This is a genomic window from Lysobacter enzymogenes (assembly GCF_017355525.1).
Taxonomy (GTDB): Bacteria; Pseudomonadota; Gammaproteobacteria; order Xanthomonadales; family Xanthomonadaceae; genus Lysobacter; species Lysobacter enzymogenes_C.
In genome coordinates this window covers 4944512-4967500 of the sequence record NZ_CP067395.1, presented here as the reverse complement: position 1 = coordinate 4967500, position 22989 = coordinate 4944512, and the positions used below count along the sequence as shown (strand labels likewise).

Here is a 22989-nt window from a genome sequence, read left to right as displayed (position 1 = left end):
CCCGACCCGGCCGCCGCCGTGCGCGCCTACCTTTCCTGTTTCGAAGACCCTGCCCATGAATAACGCCCGCTCGCACGAACTGTTCACCCGCGCCTCGCAACTGTTGCCCGGCGGCGTCAATTCGCCGGTGCGCGCGTTCAAGTCGGTCGGCGGCGAGCCGTTCTTCGCCCAGCGCGCGCAGGGCGCGTACCTGTTCGACGTCGACGGCAACCGCTATGTCGATTACGTCGGCTCGTGGGGCCCGATGATCGCCGGCCACGCCCATCCGCAGGTGCTGGCCGCAGTCGAGCGCACCATGCGCGACGGCCTCAGCTTCGGCGTGCCGAACGCGCTGGAAGTGGCGATGGCCGAGGAGATCGTCAAGATCGTGCCGAGCTGCGCGATGGTGCGCATGGTCAATTCGGGCACCGAGGCCACGCTGTCGGCGATCCGGGTCGCGCGCGGCGCCACCGGCCGCAGCCGCATCGTCAAGTTCGAAGGCTGCTACCACGGCCACGGCGACAGCTTCCTGGTCAAGGCCGGCAGCGGCGTGATGACCTTGGGCCTGCCGAACTCTCCGGGCGTGCCGTCGGCGCTGGCGGATCTGACCCTGACCCTGCCGTACAACGATTTCGACGCGGCGACCCAGCTGTTCGACGAAGTCGGCGGCGAAATCGCCGGACTCATCATCGAGCCGATCGTCGGCAACGCCAACTGCATCCTGCCGCGCGCCGGCTATCTGCAGCACCTGCGCGAGCTGTGCACGAAGCACGGCGCGCTGTTGATCTTCGACGAGGTGATGACCGGTTTCCGCGTCGCCCTCGGCGGCGCGCAGCAGTTGTACGGGATCGAGCCGGACCTGAGCACGTTCGGCAAGATCATCGGCGGCGGCATGCCGGTCGGCGCGTACGGCGGCCGTCGCGACTTGATGAGCCAGGTCGCGCCGGCCGGGCCGATCTATCAGGCCGGCACGCTCAGCGGCAATCCGGTGGCGATGGCGGCGGGCCTGGCGACGCTGGCGCTGATCCAGGCGCCGGGCTTCCACGCCGACCTGGAGCGCCGCACCCACGTCCTGTGCGACGGGCTGGAAGCGGCCGCGCGCGAAGCCGGGGTGGCCTTCCACACCACCCGCGCGCCGGGCATGTTCGGTTTGTACTTCCGCGAAGGGCCGGTCGAGACCTTCGAGGACGCCAAGGCCTCCGACACGGCGCGTTTCAACCGTTTCTTCCACGGCATGCTCGAGCGCGGCGTGTATCTGGCGCCGTCGGCGTTCGAGGCCGGGTTCGTGTCGAGCGCGCACGGCGAGGCGGAAATCGCGTTGACGCTGGAAGCGGCGCGGGCGGCGTTCGCGGCGCTGTAAATCCGGCGGCACGACTGATTCGCGCACAAACGAAAGGGCCGGCGAATCGCCGGCCCTTTTTGTTTCCGCACCGGCGTAACCGGTTCGCTCAGAACGTGTACGTCGCGCTCAGGCCGATGTTGCGGCGCGCGCCGAACCAGCAGTCGCCGCGACCCATGCAGATGCTGAAATAGCGCTTGTCGGTCAGGTTGTTGACATTGAGCGCCCAGCGCCACGCGCCGGTGTCGTAGGAGACCATCGCATCGGCCAGGGTCACCGCCGGCGTGGTCGGCGCCGGCGGGCTGTCGAACGCGCTCATGTAGCGCAGGCCCAGGCCGGCGGCGAAGCCGTCGCGGCCGCCGACGCTGAAGCGCTGCTTGCCCCACACCGCGGCCTGATGGCGCGGGGTGGCCTCGAGCTGCTTGTCGTTGTCGAGGTAGTTGTAGTGCGCGGTGATGTCGAACGAGGACGTCACCTTGCCGGTGACTTCCAGTTCCAGGCCGCTGACCTTGGTCTTGCCGGCCTGGATGTTGACGTTCGGATTGCGCGGGTCCGCGACCAGACGATTTTCCTCGCGCAACTCGTAGGTCGCCGCGGTGAAGCTCAGATCGCGCCCGGCCGGTTCGAACTTGACGCCGGCTTCGACCTGCTCGCCCTTCTTCGGCCGGTAGCGCGCGCCGGTGAGGGCGTTGGTGCCGGCCAGCGGGGTGAAGGATTCGCTGTAGCTCACGTACGGCGACCAGCCGGCCCAGTCGTGGAACATCACGCCCAGGCGCTTGGTGGTGGCGCTGGATTTCTCGTCGGCGGCGCCTTCCAGGCCGTTGGTGACCCGGTCGTGACGCAGGCCGGCGACCACGATCCAGTGCTCGCCGAGCTTCATCTGGTCCTGCAGGTACAGGCCGACCTGACGCTGGCTGGTCTTGACCGGCGCCGGCAGCGGCGGCGGCGTGTACGGCACATACACCGGATTGAAGATGTCGATCGGCGGGACCACGTCGAACATCTGTGCTTCGTCCTGCTTGAAGCGGACCGCGTCGAGCCCGACCACCAGCTGATGATCGACCGCGCCGGTCTTGAACAGGCCTTCGACGTGCTGGTCGATGTTCTGCATGCGCACGTTGGTCTTGGCGAACCAGCCCTCGCGCGGCAGCAGGCGCTGCTGCGGGTCGACGAAGGGATCGGTGGGGTTCTGGTACGGGCTGCCGTAGACGCTGACGTAGTCGACCTTGTTGCGCGCGGCGCGGAACGACTGGCGCACGATCCAGTTTTCGTTGAAGCGGTGCTCGAACAGCCAGCCCGTGGTGACGCGGTCGGTGTCGTAGTGGTCGCCGGGGTTGCCGATGTAGCGGCTGGACGGGACGCGCCCGTTCGGGTTCGGCGCCTGCAGGCCGCTCCAGCCGAAGAACTGCGAGGTCGAGCCGGTGCGGTCGCGCTGCCAGCGCAATTGCAGGGTCAGCGAGGTGTCGTCGCTCGGCTTCCAGGTCAGCGACGGGGCGAACAGGCGACGGTTGTCGTCGACGTGATCGACCTGGGTTTCGCTGTCGCGGTACACGCCGACCAGGCGGTACAGCCAGGTGCCGTCGCCGGTCAGCGCGCCGGTGAAGTCGGCGTTGGCCTGGCGGCGCTCGAAGCTGCCGAGCTGCACCCCGACTTCGCGCCGGGTCTGCGCTTGCGGGCGCTTGCTGACCAGGTTGACGACGCCGGCGGTGCTGCCCTGCCCGAACAGCATCGAGGCCGGGCCGCGCAGCACTTCGATGCGCTCGAGCATGTAGGGATCGGTGCGCGCCGAGCTGGTGTAGTAGTTGAACGAGCTGCGCAGGCCGTCGAGGTATTCGTCGGGCGAGCTGCCGCGGATCAGGGTCCAGTCGCCGCGCGAATCCAGGCCGTAGGCTTCCGAGCGCACGCCGGCGGCGTAGTTCAGCGCGTCCTGCACGGTGGTCGCGCCCTGGTCGGTCATTCGCTCGCGGGTGACCACGGTGATCGCCTGCGGGGTTTCGCCGATCGGGGTTTCGGTCTTGGTCGCGGTCGCCGCGGTGGCGGCCTTGTAGCCGTCGCCGGCGCTCTGCACGACGACGTGGTCGAGCGTGGTGGCTTTGTCGCGTTCGGCGTCGGCCGGGGCGGCGTCGGCGATGTCCGCGGCGACGGCGGGCAGGCTCAGCGAAAAGGCGATGGCCAGGGTCAGGGGCGCCAGGGAGTGGCGGCGGCGGGACATGGGGGGGCGGCTCCGAGGGTTACGGCAAACGAGAATTATTATCGTTTGATTTGGGCTCGGGGGTAAAGGGCCGGGTTTTGCGGGGTTTCGAGCCAGCGCGAAGGGGCCGGAGCTTCGGTATTCGCTGGATCCAGGACGGCCGGAGCGACCTGTAGGAGCGGCGCGAGCCGCGACCGCGGAGTGGCCGTTCGCGCCGCGGCTTCGAACGCGCGGGGCAGGCATATCGGCCACGGGCAGCGTTCGCCGTAGGTGCGTTGGCGCGCTCGCGGCTCGCGCCGCTCCTACAAAAGGTGGGCGGTCAGGCGCGCGGCCAGCTCGTCGAGGGTCTCGCGCGGGCTCGGCGCCGGCACGCCATTGGGATAGACGCGCATCAAGCCGTCGCCGACGCGGCGCGGTTGCACGTGCAGATGCACGTGCGGGACTTCCTGCCCGCCAGCATCGCCGTTGGATTGCCACAGGTTGAGCCCGGGCGGGTCGAACTCGACGGCCAGTGCGCGCGCCACCCGCACCGCCAGCGCCATCATCCGGCCGGCGGTGTCTTCGTCGAGGTCGTACAGCGTTTCCACATGCCGGTTCGGCACGATCAGCACGTGGCCCGCGACCGCCTGGCGCAGGTCGACGAACGCGGACAGATGCTCGTCGCGATGGACGAAGCTCGCCGGCGCGCGGCCGGCGAGCAGATCGCAGAACACGCAGCGCATCGCCGCCGCGCCCGTGCGGCTCAGCGGCCGAGGAACTGCAACAGCGCCGCGCGCAGGCGCTGCAGGCCGTCGGCGATGTCGGCGTCGCCGATGTTCAGCGCCGGCACGAAGCGCAGCACGTCGGGGCCGGCCTGCAACAGCAGCAGGCCGTGTTCGACGCAGCGGTCGAGGATTTCGCCGGCCTTGCCGGCGTGCTCGTCGCGCAACTGCGCGCCGATCATCAGACCGCGGCCGCGCACTTCGGAAAACAGCCCCAGCTCGGCGTCGAGCGCGGCCACGCCGGCGCGGATCGCCTGCGCCTGGCGGGCGACGTTGGCCATCAGTTCGGGCGAACGCAGCTCGCGCAGCGCCGCGCCGGCGACCGCCGCAGCCAGCGGGTTGCCGCCGAAGGTGGTGCCGTGGGCGCCGAACTGCATCGACTGCGCCGGCTTCGGCCCGACCAGCATCGCGCCGATCGGGAAGCCGCTGCCGAGCGCCTTGGCCAGGGTCACCACATCGGGCTTCACGCCATAGGCATGGCAGGCGAACAGTTCGCCGGTGCGGCCCATGCCGCACTGGATTTCGTCGAGGATCAGCAGCGCGCCGTGGCGGTCGCACAGCTCGCGCAGGCCGCGCAGGAAGGCTTCGCTGGCCGGCGTCACCCCGCCCTCGCCCTGCACCGGCTCGACCAGCACCGCGCACACCGCGCCGTCGGCCATCGCCGCTTCGGCCGCGGCGAGGTCGTTGAAGTCGCTGTAGCGGAAGCCCGGCGGCAGCGGCTCGAAGCCTTCGTGGTACTTGGGCTGGGCGGTCGCGGTGACCGCGGCCAGGGTGCGGCCGTGGAAGCTGCCGCGGAAGCTCAGGATCGCGCGGCGCTCGGGCGCGCGGCCTTCGCCGCTGGCCCACTTGCGCGCCAGCTTGATCGCCGCCTCGTTGGCCTCGGCGCCGGAGTTGCACAGGAACACGCGCTCGGCGAAGCCCGAGGCCGACACCAGTTGTTCGGCCAGGCGCAGCGGCGGCTCGCTGACGAACACGTTGCTGGTGTGCCACAGCTTGCCGGCCTGCTCGGTCAGCGCCGCGACCAGCGCCGGGTGGGCGTGGCCGAGCGCGTTGACCGCGATGCCGGCGCCGAAATCCACGTATTCGCGGCCGTCCAGGTCCCACACGCGCGAGCCTTTGCCGTGGTCGAGCACGATCCGGCGCGGGCGGTAGACGGGCAGGTAGTAGCGCTCGGAAAGGGCGTACAGCGAGGCGGTGTCCATAGGGCGGCAAGGCGTGGGTGGGAGCGGAACGGCCATTGTCGCAGGTCGCCCCGGCGCGTGCAGGGCCGCCGCCGGCATCACGCCGCGCTGCCTCGCCGCGGGCACAATGACCGGCCTGCGAGGAGAGGACAGGCATGCGACTTCTGCTGGACCCGCAACTCAACCCGGCCACCGAAACGGGCTGGCGCCGGCGTTGGTTCGACATCATCTACCGCCACGACACCCCGCCGTCGCGCAACTTCGACCTGCTGCTGATCGCGCTGATCCTGGCCAGCGTGCTGGTCATCATGTTCGACAGCGTGCCGCGCTTCCATGCGCGCTGGTCGTCGTGGCTGTACGGCCTGGAGTGGGTGTTCACCGCGCTGTTCACCGTCGAGTACGCCCTGCGCCTGGCGGTGGTGCGGCGGCCGTGGCGCTACGCGCTGAGCAGCTGGGGGCTGATCGACCTGCTGTCGATCCTGCCGACCTACCTGTCGCTGCTGATCCCCGGCAGCCAGAGCCTGCTGGTGGTGCGGGTGCTGCGCATGCTGCGGCTGTTCCGCATCCTCAAGCTGACCCAGTACGTCGAGGAAGGCGGCATGCTGGTCGGCGCGCTGTGGCGCAGCCGGCGCAAGATTTTCGTGTTCATCAGCGCGGTGCTGACCGTGGTGGTGATCTTCGGCGCGCTGATGTACGTGGTCGAAGGCCCGGAACACGGCTTCACCAGCATTCCCACCGGCATGTACTGGGCGATCGTGACCATGGCGACGGTCGGCTTCGGCGACATCGCCCCGGGCACGCCGCTGGGGCGTTTCATCGCCTCGGTGCTGATCCTGATCGGCTACAGCGTGATCGCGGTGCCGACCGGCATCTACACCGCCGAGCTGGCCAGCAGCCTGCGCGAGGCCAGCCACGAACGCGGCCACCTCGACCGTCGCGGCTGTCCGCAGTGCGGGCTCGAGGGCCACGACCCGGAAGCGCTGTTCTGCCGCAATTGCGGGCATCATCTGCCCACGCCCATGGGCTGACCGCGCGCGACCGGCGCGCGGCGCCCCGGGCCGACACCGTCCATGCCGAGGGGAAACGCCATGCGCCGTCGCCGTACCGCTGTGCCGCTGTCCGCATCGCTGCTGTCCGCATCGCTGCTGTCCGCTTCTTTGCTCGGCGCCGCGCTGCTCGGCGCCGCCCACGCCGCAACGCCGAAGATCGCCATCACCGAAACCGCCGCGTTCGACGCGGCCACGGTCGCGCCGTTCGGCGGCGACTACGCCGACGTCTACGCGTATCTCGACCAGCACAGCGCCGAGCATCTGGCCCAGCTGCAGCGCTGGGTGCGCCAGCCTTCGATCAGCGCGCAAAACCAGGGCATCGCGCAGATGGCCGAGCTGCTGCGCGCGGACCTGCAACAGCTGGGCTTTCGCGACACCGCGTTGGTGCCGACCAGCGGCCACCCCGGCGTGTACGGCTATTACGACGCCGGCGCCGAGCACACGCTGGTGGTCTACATGATGTACGACGTGCAGCCGATCGAGCCCACCGGCTGGAAGGTCGACGCCTTCGCCGGTTCGCTGGTCGACGAGCCCGGGCTCGGCAAGGTGCTGATGGCGCGCGGTGCGACCAATCAGAAAGGCCCGCAGCGCGCGTTTCTCAATGCGCTCGACGCGCTGATCAAGACCCGCGGCAAGCCGCCGGTGAACCTGATCGTGCTGGCCGAAGGCGAGGAAGAACTGGGTTCGCCGCATTACCCCGAAGTGGTGGCGAAGTACGCCGACACCTTGCGCAAGGCCGACGGCGTGTTCTTCCCGATGAACACCCAGGACCGCGACGGCGGCGCGTCGATGTTCCTCGGCGTGAAAGGCATCTTGTACATGGAGCTGGAAGCGCGCGGCAACGCCGTCAGCGGCGGTCCGCAGAAGGCCGAAGTGCACGGCTCGCTCGCGGCCAAGCTCGATTCGCCGAGCTGGCGGCTGGTGCAGGCGCTGGCGACGCTGACCGGCCCCGACGGCGAGATCGCGGTGCCCGGTTACCGCGACGCGATCCGCGCGCCCAACCGCGAGGAGCAGCAGTTGTTCAACGGCGTGGTGCGCGATCGCGCCGATCCGGCCAAGCAACTGGAATCGCTGGGCGCGGCGCGCTGGAAGAACGGCCGCGATTATCGCGACGCGACCGCGGCGGAGCTGTTCGACACCACGCTCAACATCGACGGCCTGGTCGCGGGCTATACCGGCGAAGGGGTGAAGACGATCCTGCCGCACCGCGCGGTGGCCAAGGTCGATTCGCGCCTGGTGCCCGACCAGACCCCGGACCAGGCGCTGGCGTTGATCCGCAAACGCCTCGACGACAAGGGTTTCAAGGACATCGAGATCCGCAAGCTGTCGGGCTATCCGCCGGCGCAGACTTCGGTGCAGGCGCCGCTGACGCGTGCGGCGCTGAGCGTCTACCGCAAGTACGGCCAGACCCCGCCGGTGGCGCCGCGCATCGCCGGCAGCGCGCCGTATTACGTGTTCACCCAGACCCTGGGCCTGCCGATGATTTCCGGCGGCCTCGGCCATGGCAGCGGCGCGCACGCGCCGAACGAGTACATGGTCGTGGAGCCGGCCAAGGGATCGAAGATCGCGAGCCTGACGCAGGTGGAGCGGTTCTATGTCGATCTGTTGTATTCGCTGTCGGATGCGTTGAAGAAGTCGAAGAAGTGAGGCGTTGAAGCTCGGCGGCCGTAGCCTCTGGGCTGCGGCCGCCGCATCGATCCAGTCAAGACGACGGCTGCTGCGAAATCCGGCGCGCCTGCATCGCCGCATCTAAAGCCGTCGCGTGCGCGTCGAACGAACGAACGCGATTGCGCCCCGTCGTTGCAACGAAAGTCGCGACGACCATCTCATCGCAACGAAAGCCAAAGCCCGCTTCGACTTTCGTTTCCGCCAGCGATTCAACGCCGAATCCGCGCGTTTTCCGCCGATTTCCATGCCGAAGGCGGCGCCGGAAACTTTCACGGCGGCGATTTTCCGTCGCAAGTCCGCGCCGCGATTGGGGCGCGGAATTACACGGCGCCCGACGCATTGACGCTGTCCGAAAAGCCGTGGAGTAATCGCCGCGACCCGCTGCGCGCGCCTCGCCGCCGATGCGGGCGACGCGACTCAGGTGTCCCGCAACGCCGTCCGACGGCGCTCACCGCTCCACCCGGAGAACCACCATGCGACCCACCGCTTCCTGGCTGCTGTTGTCCCTCGCGCTGCACGCCGGCGCCGCCCTGGCGCAAACCAAGTCCGTGGTTCCGTTGGGCGGCAACGCCTTCGTCACCCGCGCCGCGCCGGCCGGCGAAGAACTCGTCGACGACACCGGCCTGCACAACTGGAGTTCCGACCGCGCCGTCGCCAGCGTGTATTTCTACGTCAAGCGCCCCGGCCAGCTCGATCTTTCCCTGCAAGGCGCGCTGAACGGCGCGACCCGCAGCACCGTCGAGGTGACGGTCGAAGGCCAGCGCCGGCTGGCTTCGCTGGCCAGCGGCGCGTCCTCGTTCCCGGTCGGCCGCTTCAACGTCTCGCGGCCCGGCTACGTCAAGGTCGACCTGCGCGGCGTGCGCAGCGACGGCGATTACTACGGCGACATCAGCGGCCTGGAAGTCGGCGGCAGCGCGACCGCCGATGGACTGACGTTCGCCAACGATCCGGCCAATTTCTATTGGTCGCGGCGCGGCCCGTCCGGGCACCTCGGCTTCTCGGTGCCCGACAACACCGAGTATTTCTACAGCGAAGTCACCGTGCCCAAGGGCCACGACCACATCGGTTCGTACTTCATGGCCAACGGCTTCAACGGCGGCTATTCCGGTATCCAGGTCAACTCGGCCAGCGAGCGGCGCGTGCTGTTCTCGGTGTGGGATTCGCCGACCGGCAAGACCACCTTGCTGAAGAAAGGCGCCGACGTGGTCGCCCAGGACTTCGGCGGCGAAGGCACCGGCGGCCAGAGCTTCCTGCGCTACGACTGGAAGCCCGGCCAGACCTATCGCTTCATCACCCGCGCGCATCCGGACGGTTTGGGCAGCACCTTGTATTCGGCCTGGTTCGGCCTGCCCTGCGCCAGCGGCCGCCGCGATTGTCCGTGGAAGTTCATCGCCACCTGGAAGTACGACGGCGCGTCCACGTACCAGAAGGGCGTGTACTCGTTCATCGAATGCTTCAATCCCGCGCTCGGCTATCTGGACCGCAAGGCCTGGTACGGCAACCAGTGGGCGGTCAGCAATACCGGCGCGTGGACCGAAATGACTTCGGCGCGCTTCACCGTCGACGCCACCGCCAGCAACCGCCAGCGCCTGGACATCACCGGCGGCGCGGTCGCGTCGGCCTTCTATCTGCGCAACACCGGCTTCTTCAGCCAGTCCGAAACGCCCGGGACGACGGTCGCGCGCAAGCGCTCGCACGCGCGGCCGAACGTGAACCTGGCGGCGTTGCCCGACGCTTCGCCGTAACCGCTGCGGCACGACGAAAAGCCCCGCATTCGCGGGGCTTTTTCTTTACCGCGGCGCGATCAGAGGAACAGGTCGGGCAGCAGCGGCTTGCCGGGTTCGACCGAGTACTGTTCGAAATCGCTGACGCCGGCTTCCTTCAGCACGTCTTCGTCGATGAGGAAGCGGCCGTAGAAATCCTTGGCGGGGCGGATCAGGACTTCGCGGACGGCGTCGGCGACGATTTGGGGTTTGCGGCAGCGGTCCAGGGGGATGCCGGGGATCATGTTTAGAGCGTCGGTGGCGATTATGGTCTTCGGCCAGAGGGCGTTGACCGCGACTCCGGTTGGACCGAACTCGCCGGCCAGGCCCAGGGTCACGAAGCTCATGCCCATCTTGGCCAGGGTGTAGCCGGTGTGCGGCGCCCACCACTTCGGGTCCAGGCTCGGCGGCGGCGCCAGGGTCAGGATGTGCGGGTTGGCCGCGTTGCGCAGATACGGCAGGCAGGCCTGCGCGCACAGGAAGCTGCCGCGCGCGTTGACTTGCTGCATCAGGTCGAAGCGCTTCATCGGCGTGTCCAGCGCGCCGCGCAGCCAGATCGCGCTGGCGTTGTTGACCAGGATGTCGAGCCCGCCGAACGCGTCGACGGCGGCGGCGACCGCGGCGTTGACCTCGTCTTCCTCGCGGATGTCGCACTTCAGCGCGAGCGCGCGGCCGCCGGCGGCTTCGACTTCGGCGGCGACGCTGTGGATGGTGCCCGGCAGCTTCGGATTGGCGACCGACGATTTGGCCACGATCGCGACGTTGGCGCCGTCGCGCGCGGCGCGCAGCGCGATCTCGCGACCGATGCCGCGCGAGGCGCCGGTGATGAACAGGGTCTTGCCTTGGAGTGTGGACATGGGCGGCCTGGAATCGAAGGGGACGCGCTCGGCGCGGACGTGGCCTTCATCCTAAACCCAAGCCGCGCGCGCCGCCGTTGCCGCCGGCGCGTTCGCGAACGGCGCGCACCATACGTTTCAAACGATGGTGTTTGAAGCGCGGCCGTTCGATCCGCTGACGCTCAGGGCTTGGGCCCCTGCCCTTCGTTGTCTTCCCAATGCAGGATGCGCCGGGTCACGAAGCGGTAGACCGGCTTGCCGGTGACGAACCACAGCTCGCGCACCCAGGAATGGCGCTTGAGCACGCGCCGCTCGACCGGGGTCAGGCACTGCGGGCAATAGGTGCGCTTGTGCTTCAGCAGATGGCGCAGGTCCTCGCGCGCGAGCAGGCGCATCCACGGCGAGCGCGGGTCGCCGCGCACGGCCAGCTGGAAGTCGATGATCGCCGGGGTCCCGTCGGTCAGCACCAGCCAGTTGGCTTCCTTGGCCAGATCGTTGTGCGCCAGCCCGCGCCGGTGCAGGCGCTGCAACAGGCGGCGGGCGCGGCGGAAATAGGCCAGGTCGCCGCGCGGCGGGCGCTGGTACATGGCCGCGCCGTCCAAATAACTGCGGTCGAGCTTGCGGCCGTCCCAGCCGAGCAGTTGCGGGGTCGCCTCCAGGCCGTGGATGCGTTGCAGCGCGCGCGCCTCGCGCCGCGCCAGCCACCACGCCGGCAGGCGCAGCCACCACGGCACGTGGCCGAGGTCGCGGCGCACGAACAGGCCGCGGCCGTCGCGCATCAGGGCGATGCGGCCGAAACTATCGGCCTTCAGCGCGGTCACTTCGATCACTTCCGACATCCGCGCAGTGTACTTCGGACCGATCGCGGGCCCGTCCCGCGGCGCCGCGGCCGCGCCGGCGGGGCTCGCGCGCGGACCGGTCCGCCGGCCCGGCCGCGCAGGTTACAGCCCGTCACCGACGGTCACGCCCGGTGCGGTGGGTCGCCTTGCCGCTTCATCCTCGCCACAGCCCGCCCTGCCTATAATCGACCGATGGATTCAGCCTGGCTCGAAAGCGCGACCGCATGGATCGCGGCCCATCCCATCGCCGCGGGCATCGTGATCTTCCTGATCGCGTTCTGCGACGCCCTCATCATCCTCGGCATCGCGGTCCCCGCGCTGCCGCTGCTGTTCGCGGTCGGCACCCTGGTCGGGCTGGGCCACATCAACGGTCCTTACGCGCTGTTCTGCGCGACGATGGGCGCGTTCGCCGGCGACGGCCTGAGTTACTGGATCGGCCACCGCTGGGGCCCGCAGCTGCGCCAGCGCTGGCCGTTCTCGCGCTATCCGCAATGGATCGACCGCGGCGAGACCCTGTTCCACCGCCACGGCAGCAAGAGCATCGTGATCGCGCGCTTCGTCGGCGCGGTGCGCCCGTTCGTGCCGGCCATCGCCGGCATGCTGCACATGCCGATGCGGCGCTACGCGATTCCGAGCCTGTTCGCCTGCGTCACCTGGTCGGCGCTGTTCCTGGCCCCGGGCTGGGTGCTCGGCGCCTCCTACGACGCGGTGGCCGCGGTCGCCGACCGCCTAGCGGTGGTGCTCGGCGCGCTGCTGGTCGCGGTGGCGGCGGTGTGGGCCGGCGTGCTCTACACCTGGCGCTGGTTCGCCAACCACGCCGACCAATTGCTCGCGCGCGCGCTGCGCTGGACCCGCGCGCATCCGCGCCTGGGCCGTTACGCCGGCGCGCTGATCAGCCCCAACCGCCCGGAGTCGGCGTCGCTGGTGATGCTGGCGGTCTGCCTGCTGGCGATCAGCTGGATCTGGTTCACCCTGCTGGCGACGCTGCTGGCCAGCGGCGGGCCCTTGCAGATCGACCATACCGTGCACGAGTTCATGTGGACCCTGCGCAACCCGCTGGCCGACCGGCTGATGGCGGCGCTGGCCTGCCTCGGCGATCCGATGGTGCTGGCGCCGGCGTCGATCGCGGTGCTGGGCTATCTGGCCTGGCGGCGGCGCTGGATGGCCGCGGCGCACTGGGTCGCGGCGATCGTGTTCGGGCTGGCGCTGACTTCGTTGCTGGAATGGGCCATCGACATGCCGCGCCCGCCGACCGCGCCGGCCGGCTTCGGCTTCCCGTCGGTCGCGGTGACCATGACCACGATCGTGTTCGGCTTCTTCGCCGTGCTGATCGCGCGCGAGCTGCCGGGCCGGCAGCGGGTGTGGCCGTACCTGCTGGCCGGCGTGGTCACCACCCTGGTCGGCTTCGCCCGCCTGTACCTCGGCGCGCATTGGCCCAGCGACCTGATCGGCGGCACCTTGTTCGGCATTTTCTGGCTGCTGGCGCTGGGCATCGCCTATCGCCGCCACGTCGCCCGCTCGTTCTGGATGCGGCCGCTGGCGTGGCTGTTCTACAGCGTGTTCGCGATCGCGGCGCTGTGGCATGCGCCGCGCGCGGCCGATCCGCTGCTGGCCAAGTTCGCATCGGCCAAGCCCAGCGAAGTGCTGGACGCGCAGCGCTGGTGGCAGAACGATTGGAGCAGCTTGCCGGCGCAGCGCAACGAACGCGACGCGCGCCGGCGCTGGCCGCTGGACCTGCAGGTCGCCGGCCCGCTGCCGCCGCTGCGCGCCACGCTGGAAGCGGCCGGCTGGCGCGTGCAGGAACAGGCGAGCTGGCTCAACACCATCGCCTTGCTCGACGACGACACCCCGCCGCGCGAGCAGGTGGTGCTGCCGGCGACGCTCGACGCGCAGGCCGAATCGCTGCTGATGCTGCGCGACGGCCCGACCCCGGACATGCAATACGCGCTGCGGCTGTGGCCGGCACCGGCGGTGCTGTCGGACGGCACGCCGCTGTGGATCGGCACCACCCAGACGCTCAAGCTCAACAAGCCGTTCGATGCGGCGGTGCTGTGGCTGCCGCAGCCCGACGACGGCGCCGCGCACGCGCAGGTGCGGCGCGCGCTGGCCGGCTACATCACGGTGCAGCAGGCGCATCCGAAGAACGGGGTCGAAGTGTTGCGGCTGCGTTCGGAATATCGCGGGCCGCAGGCGGCGCCGTAACAGCGGCGCCGGTCTACGGCAGCAACGCGAGCAAGCGCTCCAGCCGTTCGTGCGGGTCGTCGAGTTGCAGCAGCATCTGCCGCTGCGGCAACGACAGCGGCAACAGCTCGGCCAGGCGCCAGCCGACCCAGGCCGCGTCGTCCAGGCGCGAATGCGGTGCCAGCGCGTGTTCGCCGCCGGCCTGTTCGAGCAAGCGCTCGAGCAAGGTCACCAACAGCGAGTGCTGCGGCTGCACCACGTCGTCGCGGTCGGGCTCGCACCAGGTCACCTGCGCGACTTGCAGGCCGTTGTCGCGCACCCGCGCGCGCTCGGCGCGGAAGCGGCGGGCGCCGCGCACGCGCAAGGTCAACAGACCGTCCTCGCCGGTGCCGAAATCCTCGATCAAGGCTTCGGTGCCGTAAGCCGCGGCGCTGGCCGGCGCGCCGACCTCCTCGCCCTGCATGATCAGACACACGCCGAAACCGCGGCCGAGCCGGCCGCATTCGCGCACCAGATCGAGATAGCGGCGTTCGAACACGCGCAAGTCCAGGCTCGCGCCGGGCACCAGCACGGTATGCAGCGGGAACAGTCCCAGCGAATCGGAGGCGGCGGGGTCGGACGACATGGCGGCAGTGTAACCGCGGGGACCGGGGCGTTGAATCGGAGCGGGCGCGGCAGTCGTATTGCCGCGGTCGCAGCTTGCGCAGCTCCTACAGGGGCGGCGGCAAGTGTCGTATCAGACTGTAGGAGCTGCGCAAGCTGCGACCGCGACAACTCGGCAACGACGAAGGCTCCCGCGCTTCACAGCCCACGCGCTCAGCGCTGCTGCAACACCGCGAAAAACCGCCGCGGCGCGCCGTCGAAGCCGCCGTTCGACATGAACACCACATGGTCGCCGGCGCGCACGCGTTCGCCGAGCGCCGCGATCAAGGCGTCGACATCCGCCACCGCGATACCCTCGCCGCGCAAACCCGCGACGACCTTGCCCGCATCCCAGGCCAGTTCGGGCCGATGCAGGAACACCACGGTGTCGGCCTCGCGCAGCGACGGCGCCAGCGCATCGGCGTGCGCGCCCAGGCGCATGGAGTTGCTGCGCGGCTCCATCGCCACCACGATCCGCGCCGCGCCGACCCGCGCGCGCAAGCCGGCGAGCGTGGTCTCGATCGCGGTCGGATGATGGGCGAAGTCGTCGTACACGGTGACCCCGGCGGCTTCGCCGATCACTTCCAGACGGCGCTTGACGCTGCGGAAGCCGGCCAGCGCCGGCAGCACCGAGGCCACGTCGACGCCGACCGCGGCGGCGGCGGCCAGCGCGGCCAGCGCGTTCATGACGTTGTGCCGGCCGAGCAAGGGCCAATGCACTTCGCCGACTTCGACGCCCGCGCGGATCACCGCGAACGCGCTGCCGTCGGCGGCGATCAGGCGCGCGCTCCAGTCGTAGTCGCCGCCGTCCAGGCCGAAGCGTTCGACCGGCGTCCAGCAACCCATCGCCAGCACTTCGCGCAGGCGCTCGTCTTCGCCGTTGACGATCAGCCGCCCGCGCCGCGGCACGGTGCGGACCAGATGGTGGAACTGGCGCTGGATCGCGGCGACGTCGGGAAAGATGTCGGCGTGGTCGTATTCGAGATTGTTGAGGATCGCCACCAGCGGCCGGTAGTGGACGAACTTGCTGCGCTTGTCGAAGAACGCGGTGTCGTATTCGTCGGCCTCGACCACGAACTCGCGGCCGGCGCCGATGCGCGCGGAGGCGCCGAAATCCTCGGCCACGCCGCCGATCAAGAAGCCCGGCGCGCGGCCGGCGGCTTCCAGCAGCCAGGTCAGGATGCTGGTGGTGGTGGTCTTGCCGTGGGTGCCGGCCACCGCCAGGGTGTCGCGGCCCGGCAGCACGCGTTCGCTGAGCCACTGCGCGCCGGAGGTGTAGCGGCGGCCGTCGTCGAGCACTTGCTCGACCGCCGGATTGCCGCGCGAGAGCGCGTTGCCGACCACGATCTCGTCGCAGTCGGCGGAAATGTTTTCGGCCTTGTAGCCCTGCTGCAGGGCGATGCCGAGGCGTTCGAGCTGGGTCGACATCGGCGGATACACCGCCTGGTCGCTGCCTTCCACGTCGTGGCCGAGTTCGCGCGCGAGCGCGGCGACGCCGCCCATGAAGGTGCCGGCGATGCCCAAGATATGTAGCTTCATCTATCCACTTCTGCCCGCGGCCGGCCGGCCGGAAGCCCCGCCGGTGTTCGCGCCGTCATTCTTTGTAACTGCGAAGGAGGCTCATGATCTGAGCGTCCTGGTTGTAATCGACGTCCAGCTTGCCGGCGTCCAGCGACGCGCCCAGATTCGCGCAGTGCCCGGCGGCCTCGGGGTCGCTCGCCATGCGCTTCTCGATCGTCGCGATCCGCGCGGCGTAGGCGTCGCTCATCAAGCGCTCCAGGCCCCGCCACTTGTCCAGATCGACCGTGCCGTTCTTGGTCAGGTGGGCTTTCATGTCGACGCGCACCCGCTCGCCGGCGCGCAGCCAGCGCGCGTTGCGCGCCAGCCAGCGGCCGCCGGCCTTGCCGAGCTCGCCGTCCAGTTGCGGAAAGCGCGTGACGCAGTATCGGATCACTTGATCGACCAGAACCTGCTGGCCCGTCGTGGAAGCCCAGGCGCCGCCGCCGAGCTCCGAGGGTTCGTAGCTCGGCGCCGGACCTCTGGCCCAGGGCGGCGGCGCGGCTTGCGCCGCGAACGCCACGAGCAACGCGGCCGCACAGGCTGCGACCCGAATCAACGCCATGTCCGGCCCCCTGTTGCCGCGTGCGGTCTCAACCCACCGTCGGCGCCGGCTCCAGCGCCTCGACGATGCGGGTGAACACCGCGTCCAGCGCGCCGACGCCGTCGACGACGGTCAGGCGGCCGTGCTGGCGGTAGTACTCGATGACCGGCGCGGTCAGGTCGTCGTAGACCTTCAGGCGGGTGCGCACGGCTTCGGGGCTGTCGTCCTTGCGGCCCTGCTCGGCGGCGCGGCCGGCGATGCGCTGGACCAGCAGCTCGGTCGGCACTTCCAGCTGCACCGCGAAGTCCATCGGCTGGCCGATGCGCTTGAGCAGCGCGTCGAGCGCGTCGGCCTGGGCGAGGTTGCGCGGATAGCCGTCGAGGATGAAGCCGCCGCGGGTGTCCGCGCGCGAGAAACGGTCTTCGAGCATGCCCAGCAGGATCTCGTCGCTGACCAGATTGCCGGCGTCCATGACCGCCTTGGCTTCCAGGCCGAGCTTGGAACCGGCGGCGACTTCGGCGCGCAACAGATCGCCGGTGGAAATGTGCGGCACCTGCAGGTGGTCCTTGAGCCGTGCGGCTTGCGTGCCCTTGCCCGAGCCGGGCGCGCCCAGAAGTACCAATCGCATCTACATCGCTCCTCGCAACAAATGAAATCCGGCTGGCCGCCGCGCACGGCGGCCAGGGAGCCCGCAGGCCGCCGCTGGGCTGGCCTGGATGCGGGGCGGCGCTACACTCGAAGCGGCCTGCCACCCGCCGGGCGGAATATTGCGGCCAGCTTACCGCAAACCGGCGCCAATCCTGGAATCCCCATGCCGACTGCCAAAACCGCCAGAAAATCCCCTGGCAAGATCGCCGGAAACCTGCTGTACGCGCAATCCGGCGGTGTGACCGCCGTCATCAACGCCACCGCCGCCGGGGTCATCGAGGCGGCCCGGGCGCGCAAGGTGCGGGTGTTGGCCGCGCGCAACGGCATCCTCGGCGCGCTGCGCGAGGAGCTGATCGACACCTCCAAGGAATCGGCCGCGGCGATCCGCGCCCTCGGCCACACCCCGGGCGGCGCGTTCGGCTCGTGCCGGCTCAAGCTCAAGGCGCTCGACGCCGACCGCGCCCGCTACGAGCGGCTGCTGGCGGTGTTCCAGGCCCACGACGTGCGCTGGTTCCTCTACAACGGCGGCAACGATTCGGCCGACACCGCGCTCAAGGTCTCGCAGCTGGCGGCCGAGTACGGCTACCCGCTGACCTGCGTCGGCGTGCCCAAGACCGTCGACAACGACCTGGCCGTGACCGACTGCTGCCCGGGCTTCGGCTCGGCCGCCAAGTACACCGCGGTGTCGGTGCGCGAGGCCGCGCTGGACGTGGCGGCGATGGCCGAGACCTCTACCAAGGTGTTCGTCTACGAGGCGATGGGCCGCCACGCCGGCTGGCTGGCCGCGGCCGCCGGCCTGGCCGGCGACGGCGCCGACGCCGCGCCGCACCTGATCCTGTTCCCCGAGCGCCCGTTCGTGGAGGCCGACTTCTTCGCCAAGGTCAAGGCCACGGTCGAACGCGTGGGCTATTGCGTAGTGGTCGCCAGCGAAGGCATCCAGACCCCCAACGGCCGCTTCGTCGCCGACGCCGGCGGCGGCAAGGATTCGTTCGGCCACACCCAGCTCGGCGGCGTCGCCTCGCATCTGGCCGGGCGGGTCAAGGACGCGCTCGGCTACAAGGTGCATTGGGCGCTGCCCGATTACCTGCAGCGTTCGGCCCGGCATCTGGCGTCGAAGACCGACGTCGAGCAGGCGCGCGCGGTCGGCAAGGCGGCGGTGGAATACGCGCTCAAGGGCATGAACTCGGTGATGCCGGTGATCGTGCGCAGTTCCGATGCGCCGTACCGTTGGAAGATCGAAGCGGCGCCGCTGTCGAGCATCGCCAACCGCGAAAAGAAGATGCCGGCGGGCTTCATCCGCAAGGACGGCTACGGCATCACCGCGGCGGCGCGCAAGTACATGGAGCCGCTGATCCGCGGCGAGGCGCCGCCGCCGTTCGGGCGCGACGGGCTGCCGCAGTACGTGACGCTGAAGAACGCGGCGGTGAAGCCCAAGCTGCCGCCGTTCGAGGGCTGAGGGCGCCGCCGTGTCCGCGGGCGCGCCGTGGCTGCCGCCGTTGCGGCCCTGGATCGAGACGGTCTGGGTCTGCGCGCGGCCGTCCGCGCCGCCCGCGCATGCGCGCGAGCACTCGCTGCCGAGCGGCGCCGCGCATCTGGCGGTGCGCCTGGACGGGCCGCCGTTGCGCCTGTACGCCGATGCCGGCGACGCCGTCGGCCGCGGCCACGGTCCGGCGGTGCTGGCCGGCGCGCGCGCCGGCTACTGCATCAAGGACACCGCGCAGCCGGCCGCCTCGGTCGGCGCGGTGCTGCGGCCGGGCGCGGCGCTGGCGCTGTTCGGGGTGTCGGCGGCGGAACTGGAAGGCCGCCACGTCGGCCTGGACGAGTTGTGCGGCGCCGGCGCGGCCGGCGAGTTGTACGAACGCCTCGCCGCGGATGCCGATCCGCTGCGGCGGCGGCGCGCGTTCGAGGCCTTCCTCGGCGCGCGGCTGCGGCCGGTGCGCGGGCTGGACCCGCAGATCGTGCGCGCGGTGCGCCTGCTCGAAGGCGTCGCCGCGCCGTGGCGCGACGACGAGGACAGCCGTGTCGCCGCCTTGGTCGCGGCCAGCGGGCGCAGCCACCGGCGTTTCATCGCCGGCTTCCGCGACGCCGCCGGCCTGAGCCCGAAACGCTACGCGCGGGTGCAGCGGTTCAAGCGCCTGCTGCGCGCGCTGACGGCGACGCCGCGGCCGGACTGGGCGCAACTGGCGCTGGACGGCGGGTATTTCGACCAATCGCATTTGATCCGCGAATTCCGCGAATTCGCCGGCGTGTCGCCGCGCGCGTATCTGGCCGCCGCGGCGGCCTCGCCGCACCACCTGCCGATCGGCGATCCGCAGCCCCTGTAGGAGCGGCGCAAGCCGCGACCGCGACATCACGCTTACGACGAGAACCGCCGCGCGCCGCGCTGCCGCGACAACCGCCGCGAGCCGAAGCATGCGGCGCGAACGGATGCTGCGCAGTCGCGGCTCGCGCCGCTCCTACAGGGGGCAACCCGGCAGCGCAACGAGGTAAATTTCGTCCAATACGCAGCGGCACCCGCGCGCCGAGACTGCGCACACCTCATCCCCGGAGCCCGTCATGGCCGTGCACGAACTGTTTTCCTATCTCTGCGTCGGCGACGCCCAGGCCGCGGTGGAGTTCTATTGCAAGGTGTTCGACGCGACCGAGAAATTCCGCCTGGTCGAACCCGGCGGGCGCATCGGCCACGTCGAGCTCGAACTGGGCGGCACCACCTTGATGCTGTGCGAGGAATTCCCCGAGGTCGACATCCGCGGCCCGGTCGCCTGCGCCGGCCACAGCCACACCCTGCACCTGCACGTGGACGACGCCGACGACGTGGTCGGCCGCGCGGTCGCCGCCGGCGCGCAGCTGGCGATGGCGCCGCGCGATCATTTCTACGGCGAGCGCTCGGGCACGGTGATCGACCCGTTCGGCCACCGCTGGAACATCGGCCACAGCATCGAGGCGCTGGAGCCGGAGGAAATGCAGCGCCGCTACGACCTCGACCCGGATTGCGGCGGCGCCGCCAGCGGCTGAAGCGGCGCGGGCCCGCCGCGCGGGCGGTGCCGCGCCGGTTGCCGCGGGCACCGCCGGGACGCCCCGGCCCGGCCGCGCCCGCCGCGCATCTGTGCGCCACGTCGCCAATGCCCGGTCCGGGCCGCCGCGGCCAACCGAAAAACGTTGAACCGCCCACCCGATTGCGGCAATCTGCCGCCGCAAGCGTTCGTGCGGGATCAGGGCGCAGGGACGCACGCTTCAGTCATTACAGGGAGTCCTTCATGAAAGGCAGGTTTCTGGTTCCGTTGTTGCTGTTGATCCCCTCCGTCTCGGCCGTCGCGGGCCAGTGCGAAGACAACTTCGTCAAAAAGGGCAATGCGATCACCGGCACCGAGTACTTCACCTCGAACACGGTGAAGGGGCTTTCGATCGCCAGCGCGATCGGCCAGGTCCGCAACGCCGGCATCGCCCGCAACATGGCCGTGCTCAGCGAGGACACCGTCGGCGGCAGCCTGGTGCTGGAGGAGCCGTCCACCGCGATGAGCCGCCCGCTGCCGCTGCAGATCACCGCCGACGCCGCCGGCACCGTGACCGCGACGCTGAAGCTGCGCCGCGGCGCGTTCGGCCATCCCGACACGATCAAGAAGAACATCTGCGACATGATCGGCACGCTGCAGCCCGGCAAGACCGCGCCGCCGCGCTCGGCCGCGCCGAAGGCCCTGCCGATCGTGATCGGCGCGCCGCAGCTGGCCAAGGAAATCGAAACCCAGGCCAAGGAAAACGCCGCCGTCGTCGCCGACCGCTACAAGGGCCGCGTGTACACGGTCAAGGGCACCAACGCCGGCGTCAGCGACGGCAAGAGCGGCAAGTACTACGTGACCTTCCAGGCCACCACCTCGCTGATCCCGGGCCTGGCCGACAGCGACCGCCGCCTGTTCGAAACCCGCGTGCGCTGCCTGCTGCGTCCGGACCAGAAGGCCTATGCGCTGACCCTGCGGGCCAACGACCGCATCCAGCTGACCGGCGTGTTCGACGAGTACAACGACACCGACTTCGTGGTCGAGCTCAAGGACTGCGTCGGCGTGCGCTGAGCCGCTTCGCGCATCCGCAACACAGCGAAAGGGCCGCGCGAGCGGCCCTTTCGTCTTTTTGCGCGACCGGCGGACCGCGCCGACGGCCCGGCGCGGCGCTCAGCCGCCGCAGGCCTTGCCTTCGACCGTCATCGCGGCGGCGAACATCGGCACCTGGGCCAGCTTGGCCGCTTCGGCGCGGGCCTTTTCGTCCTGCAGGTACAGGCGCGCGCGGCCTTGCGCGTCGAGCTGCGGCGGCGCCACCGCGGCCGGCTTGCGCCAGACCCGCACCACCGCCTGCTGTTGCGGGCAGGCGGCGCTGGGCACGCGGATCAGATCGTTGAACTTCCAGCCCGCCGCTTCCGACGGCTGCGCCTTGGCCGCATCGACGAAGCGCGCGCGCGGCTGGCAATTGGGGCTGGAGCGCACCACCGCGAACTTGTACGGCTGCGCCGCGTCGCCGGTGAACATGCCTTCCAGGCGCGCGCAGGCCTCGGGGATCTGGCGCAGGGTGTGCACGCTGCCGGCCGGCTGCGGCGGCGCGGTGGCCGCTCGCTGGATTTCGGGAGCAGGATCCGCCGCGACGGCGGCGGGCGCGGCCAGCACGGCCAGCGCGGCGGCGGAAAACAGCGACAGTCTGCGCATGGCGCGACTCCGGTTGCGGGGCGGGGGGCAGCCTCGCACGGGCAGGCTGAACACTCACTTCACCCGCGACCCTGCGCCGTCGCCAAGCACGATGAGGCCAGCCACGTCGCCTGAATCGAAACGGGAGGCGGCGAACCGGCGAGCCAGAACCGCAGCCGGAGACGGCATACCTCGCGACCGAACCGAAGCGGGGTGCGGCAAAACGCATCGCTCGGGCCGAAGCGGGAGGCGGCAAACCGCGTCGACCGAACCGAAGCGGGACGCGGCTCGCCGCGTCCCGCGCCCGCCTTACTCGATCGGTTCGGGGATCACGCACTTCTTGTTCACGCAGCAGGCCCAGCAAGCGGCCTGGGTGCCGCCGCCGAGCTTGCACTGGTAAATGCACTGGGCCATTTCCTCGGTGATGCTGGCGCCGCCGGCGAACGCGCTCACGCCCAGGCCCATGCCGAATACGAACACGCACGCGGCCATCAGCTTCTTGCTCATGTGACTCTCCTTGGTCGGACTGGATCGGCGCCTGTGGATGACTCGGGGCGACGCCACGGCGCCGGAAGGCGCCGCCCCGGATGCAACGCGAGTGCGCGAGTCGGATCACAGCGGCCGCGCGGCGCGAATGAATGCGATAGCCCGTGCCGGGCGCTCCACTCGCCCCTCGACCGCCCCCGCGGCCCGCATCCCTTGCCGCGCGCCGCCACTGCGGTCGCGCGCTTCGATCTAAGTGCCGGCACGCGCGTCGTGTCAAACCGACGCAGGCGCCGCGGCCCGCACGCGAACGCCGCGCGCGCGGCGTTGCGGCTGCGCAACATGCGCGCGGGCTTCGCGCTTCGCGCAACGCCCCGCCGAGTCAAGCGCCGGCGCGGGCCGAAGCCGGGAAGGAAACGCACGGGTTCCGTGACTGGAGTCGCAGCCCCGCCGACGCCGCGCGCATCGGCGCGACCGTTGCCGCAGGCCCGGTTTCGCCGGCACAGCCCCTATGCGATAGTCGGTTCGCGCCGTGTTCGCAGCACGGCCACGCTGCGATGCAACACGTCCGGCGCGCGAACGCGATCCGCGGAACACCGGTCCACGACCGCTCGCGGCACAAGTCGAATCCGTTGTCCCGTGATGTCCGCTTTTCCAC

General features: G+C 70.3%; 21 protein-coding genes (1 of these 21 running past the window's edge). 10 read left to right on the top strand and 11 right to left on the bottom strand.

Annotated elements, in window-relative coordinates:
* Together thiE and hemL are read left to right on the top strand one after the other, a co-directional pair.
* Nucleotides 1-63, top strand: the final stretch of a protein-coding gene (gene thiE / locus JHW38_RS20995) for a thiamine phosphate synthase (protein ID WP_207523245.1). It extends 576 nt beyond the left edge of the window; the window shows 63 of its 639 coding nt (coding positions 577-639); its start codon lies off the left edge, out of view; the stop codon is at nucleotides 61-63.
* Nucleotides 56-1339 (top strand): glutamate-1-semialdehyde 2,1-aminomutase, encoded by a 1284-nt coding sequence (gene hemL, locus JHW38_RS20990; protein ID WP_207523244.1) that lies wholly within the window; start codon nucleotides 56-58, stop codon nucleotides 1337-1339. The genes thiE and hemL overlap by 8 nt, the downstream gene beginning before the upstream one ends.
* 88 nt (nucleotides 1340-1427) lie before the next feature.
* On the opposite strand, the gene JHW38_RS20985 is transcribed toward hemL, so the two are convergent.
* The 3 genes from JHW38_RS20985 to JHW38_RS20975 all read right to left on the bottom strand — a co-directional run bounded on the left by JHW38_RS20985 (nucleotide 1428) and on the right by JHW38_RS20975 (nucleotide 5472).
* Entirely contained in the window at nucleotides 1428-3530 is a 2103-nt protein-coding gene (locus tag JHW38_RS20985; RefSeq protein WP_207523243.1) for a TonB-dependent siderophore receptor, read from the bottom strand.
* Between the two features lie 281 nt (nucleotides 3531-3811).
* Nucleotides 3812-4231: an HIT family protein gene (locus tag JHW38_RS20980; protein WP_207523242.1), complete on the bottom strand. Its 420-nt coding sequence runs from the start codon at nucleotides 4229-4231 to the stop codon at nucleotides 3812-3814.
* A 20-nt stretch (nucleotides 4232-4251) separates the two neighbouring features.
* A complete protein-coding gene (locus JHW38_RS20975; RefSeq protein ID WP_207523241.1) occupies nucleotides 4252-5472 on the bottom strand; it encodes an acetylornithine/succinyldiaminopimelate transaminase in 1221 nt (406 codons plus the stop codon).
* Nucleotides 5473-5606: 134 nt separating this feature from the next.
* Between JHW38_RS20975 and JHW38_RS20970 the strand changes: the two genes are divergently transcribed.
* From JHW38_RS20970 to JHW38_RS20960, 3 genes are all read left to right on the top strand, one after another.
* Nucleotides 5607-6479, top strand: a complete 873-nt coding sequence (locus JHW38_RS20970) for an ion transporter (RefSeq protein ID WP_207523240.1) — start codon at nucleotides 5607-5609, stop codon at nucleotides 6477-6479.
* A 60-nt stretch (nucleotides 6480-6539) separates the two neighbouring features.
* On the top strand, nucleotides 6540-8147 hold the full coding sequence (locus JHW38_RS20965; RefSeq protein WP_207523239.1) for a M20/M25/M40 family metallo-hydrolase: 1608 nt from the start codon (nucleotides 6540-6542) through the stop codon (nucleotides 8145-8147).
* 494 nt (nucleotides 8148-8641) lie between these two features.
* Nucleotides 8642-9913 carry a DUF3472 domain-containing protein gene (locus JHW38_RS20960; protein WP_207523238.1) on the top strand — a complete coding sequence of 424 codons (1272 nt, stop codon included), beginning with the start codon at nucleotides 8642-8644 and terminating at the stop codon, nucleotides 9911-9913.
* Between the two features lie 59 nt (nucleotides 9914-9972).
* Here the strand turns inward: JHW38_RS20960 and JHW38_RS20955 are convergent, their stop codons facing one another.
* Together JHW38_RS20955 and JHW38_RS20950 are read right to left on the bottom strand one after the other, a co-directional pair.
* The gene (locus tag JHW38_RS20955) at nucleotides 9973-10788 is read right to left on the bottom strand and encodes an SDR family oxidoreductase (protein WP_207523237.1); all 816 of its coding nucleotides are present in this window, start codon (nucleotides 10786-10788) and stop codon (nucleotides 9973-9975) included.
* Between the two features lie 161 nt (nucleotides 10789-10949).
* Nucleotides 10950-11606 (bottom strand): serine/threonine protein kinase, encoded by a 657-nt coding sequence (locus tag JHW38_RS20950; protein ID WP_207523236.1) that lies wholly within the window; start codon nucleotides 11604-11606, stop codon nucleotides 10950-10952.
* Nucleotides 11607-11798: 192 nt separating this feature from the next.
* Here JHW38_RS20950 and JHW38_RS20945 point away from each other — a divergent pair, with 192 nt between their 5' ends.
* Nucleotides 11799-13808, top strand: coding sequence for a bifunctional DedA family/phosphatase PAP2 family protein (locus JHW38_RS20945; protein ID WP_207523235.1), 2010 nt, complete (start codon nucleotides 11799-11801; stop codon nucleotides 13806-13808).
* A gap of 13 nt (nucleotides 13809-13821) precedes the next feature.
* Here JHW38_RS20945 and JHW38_RS20940 read toward each other — a convergent pair whose 3' ends face one another.
* The 4 genes from JHW38_RS20940 to JHW38_RS20925 form a co-directional block, all read right to left on the bottom strand.
* Nucleotides 13822-14412 (bottom strand): LON peptidase substrate-binding domain-containing protein, encoded by a 591-nt coding sequence (locus tag JHW38_RS20940; protein ID WP_207523234.1) that lies wholly within the window; start codon nucleotides 14410-14412, stop codon nucleotides 13822-13824.
* Between the two features lie 191 nt (nucleotides 14413-14603).
* On the bottom strand, nucleotides 14604-15968 hold the full coding sequence (gene mpl, locus JHW38_RS20935; RefSeq protein WP_207523233.1) for a UDP-N-acetylmuramate:L-alanyl-gamma-D-glutamyl-meso-diaminopimelate ligase: 1365 nt from the start codon (nucleotides 15966-15968) through the stop codon (nucleotides 14604-14606).
* Between the two features lie 55 nt (nucleotides 15969-16023).
* Entirely contained in the window at nucleotides 16024-16551 is a 528-nt protein-coding gene (locus JHW38_RS20930; protein WP_207523232.1) for a hypothetical protein, read from the bottom strand.
* 28 nt (nucleotides 16552-16579) lie between these two features.
* Complete coding sequence (locus JHW38_RS20925) at nucleotides 16580-17158, bottom strand: adenylate kinase (RefSeq protein WP_207523231.1); 579 nt, start codon at nucleotides 17156-17158, stop codon at nucleotides 16580-16582.
* Between the two features lie 183 nt (nucleotides 17159-17341).
* On the opposite strand from JHW38_RS20925, the gene JHW38_RS20920 reads away from it, so the two are divergent.
* The 4 genes from JHW38_RS20920 (at nucleotide 17342) to JHW38_RS20905 (ending at nucleotide 21245) form a co-directional block, all read left to right on the top strand.
* Nucleotides 17342-18634: a 6-phosphofructokinase gene (locus JHW38_RS20920; RefSeq protein ID WP_207523230.1), complete on the top strand. Its 1293-nt coding sequence runs from the start codon at nucleotides 17342-17344 to the stop codon at nucleotides 18632-18634.
* A gap of 10 nt (nucleotides 18635-18644) precedes the next feature.
* Nucleotides 18645-19502 (top strand): AraC family transcriptional regulator, encoded by an 858-nt coding sequence (locus tag JHW38_RS20915; protein WP_207523229.1) that lies wholly within the window; start codon nucleotides 18645-18647, stop codon nucleotides 19500-19502.
* A 232-nt stretch (nucleotides 19503-19734) separates the two neighbouring features.
* Nucleotides 19735-20193 (top strand): VOC family protein, encoded by a 459-nt coding sequence (locus JHW38_RS20910; RefSeq protein WP_207523228.1) that lies wholly within the window; start codon nucleotides 19735-19737, stop codon nucleotides 20191-20193.
* Between the two features lie 242 nt (nucleotides 20194-20435).
* Nucleotides 20436-21245, top strand: a complete 810-nt coding sequence (locus tag JHW38_RS20905) for a hypothetical protein (RefSeq protein WP_207523227.1) — start codon at nucleotides 20436-20438, stop codon at nucleotides 21243-21245.
* Nucleotides 21246-21344: 99 nt separating this feature from the next.
* On the opposite strand, the gene JHW38_RS20900 is transcribed toward JHW38_RS20905, so the two are convergent.
* Nucleotides 21345-21869: a hypothetical protein gene (locus JHW38_RS20900; RefSeq protein WP_207523226.1), complete on the bottom strand. Its 525-nt coding sequence runs from the start codon at nucleotides 21867-21869 to the stop codon at nucleotides 21345-21347.
* Nucleotides 21870-22157: 288 nt separating this feature from the next.
* Nucleotides 22158-22355, bottom strand: coding sequence for a hypothetical protein (locus JHW38_RS20895; RefSeq protein WP_207523225.1), 198 nt, complete (start codon nucleotides 22353-22355; stop codon nucleotides 22158-22160).
* Between the last annotated feature and the right edge of the window lie 634 nt (nucleotides 22356-22989).

Coding starts and splice junctions, on each gene's coding strand:
- JHW38_RS20910 (WP_207523228.1), top strand. CDS start 19,735: ATGGCCGTGCACGAACTGTTTTCCTATCTCTGCGTCGGCGACGCCCAG.
- JHW38_RS20960 (WP_207523238.1), top strand. CDS start 8,642: ATGCGACCCACCGCTTCCTGGCTGCTGTTGTCCCTCGCGCTGCACGCC.
- JHW38_RS20980 (WP_207523242.1), bottom strand. CDS start 4,231: ATGCGCTGCGTGTTCTGCGATCTGCTCGCCGGCCGCGCGCCGGCGAGC.
- mpl (WP_207523233.1), bottom strand. CDS start 15,968: ATGAAGCTACATATCTTGGGCATCGCCGGCACCTTCATGGGCGGCGTC.
- JHW38_RS20925 (WP_207523231.1), bottom strand. CDS start 17,158: ATGCGATTGGTACTTCTGGGCGCGCCCGGCTCGGGCAAGGGCACGCAA.
- JHW38_RS20905 (WP_207523227.1), top strand. CDS start 20,436: ATGAAAGGCAGGTTTCTGGTTCCGTTGTTGCTGTTGATCCCCTCCGTC.
- JHW38_RS20930 (WP_207523232.1), bottom strand. CDS start 16,551: ATGGCGTTGATTCGGGTCGCAGCCTGTGCGGCCGCGTTGCTCGTGGCG.
- JHW38_RS20945 (WP_207523235.1), top strand. CDS start 11,799: ATGGATTCAGCCTGGCTCGAAAGCGCGACCGCATGGATCGCGGCCCAT.
- JHW38_RS20900 (WP_207523226.1), bottom strand. CDS start 21,869: ATGCGCAGACTGTCGCTGTTTTCCGCCGCCGCGCTGGCCGTGCTGGCC.
- JHW38_RS20975 (WP_207523241.1), bottom strand. CDS start 5,472: ATGGACACCGCCTCGCTGTACGCCCTTTCCGAGCGCTACTACCTGCCC.
- JHW38_RS20950 (WP_207523236.1), bottom strand. CDS start 11,606: ATGTCGGAAGTGATCGAAGTGACCGCGCTGAAGGCCGATAGTTTCGGC.
- JHW38_RS20920 (WP_207523230.1), top strand. CDS start 17,342: ATGCCGACTGCCAAAACCGCCAGAAAATCCCCTGGCAAGATCGCCGGA.
- JHW38_RS20985 (WP_207523243.1), bottom strand. CDS start 3,530: ATGTCCCGCCGCCGCCACTCCCTGGCGCCCCTGACCCTGGCCATCGCC.
- JHW38_RS20955 (WP_207523237.1), bottom strand. CDS start 10,788: ATGTCCACACTCCAAGGCAAGACCCTGTTCATCACCGGCGCCTCGCGC.
- hemL (WP_207523244.1), top strand. CDS start 56: ATGAATAACGCCCGCTCGCACGAACTGTTCACCCGCGCCTCGCAACTG.
- JHW38_RS20965 (WP_207523239.1), top strand. CDS start 6,540: ATGCGCCGTCGCCGTACCGCTGTGCCGCTGTCCGCATCGCTGCTGTCC.
- JHW38_RS20895 (WP_207523225.1), bottom strand. CDS start 22,355: ATGAGCAAGAAGCTGATGGCCGCGTGCGTGTTCGTATTCGGCATGGGC.
- JHW38_RS20940 (WP_207523234.1), bottom strand. CDS start 14,412: ATGTCGTCCGACCCCGCCGCCTCCGATTCGCTGGGACTGTTCCCGCTG.
- JHW38_RS20970 (WP_207523240.1), top strand. CDS start 5,607: ATGCGACTTCTGCTGGACCCGCAACTCAACCCGGCCACCGAAACGGGC.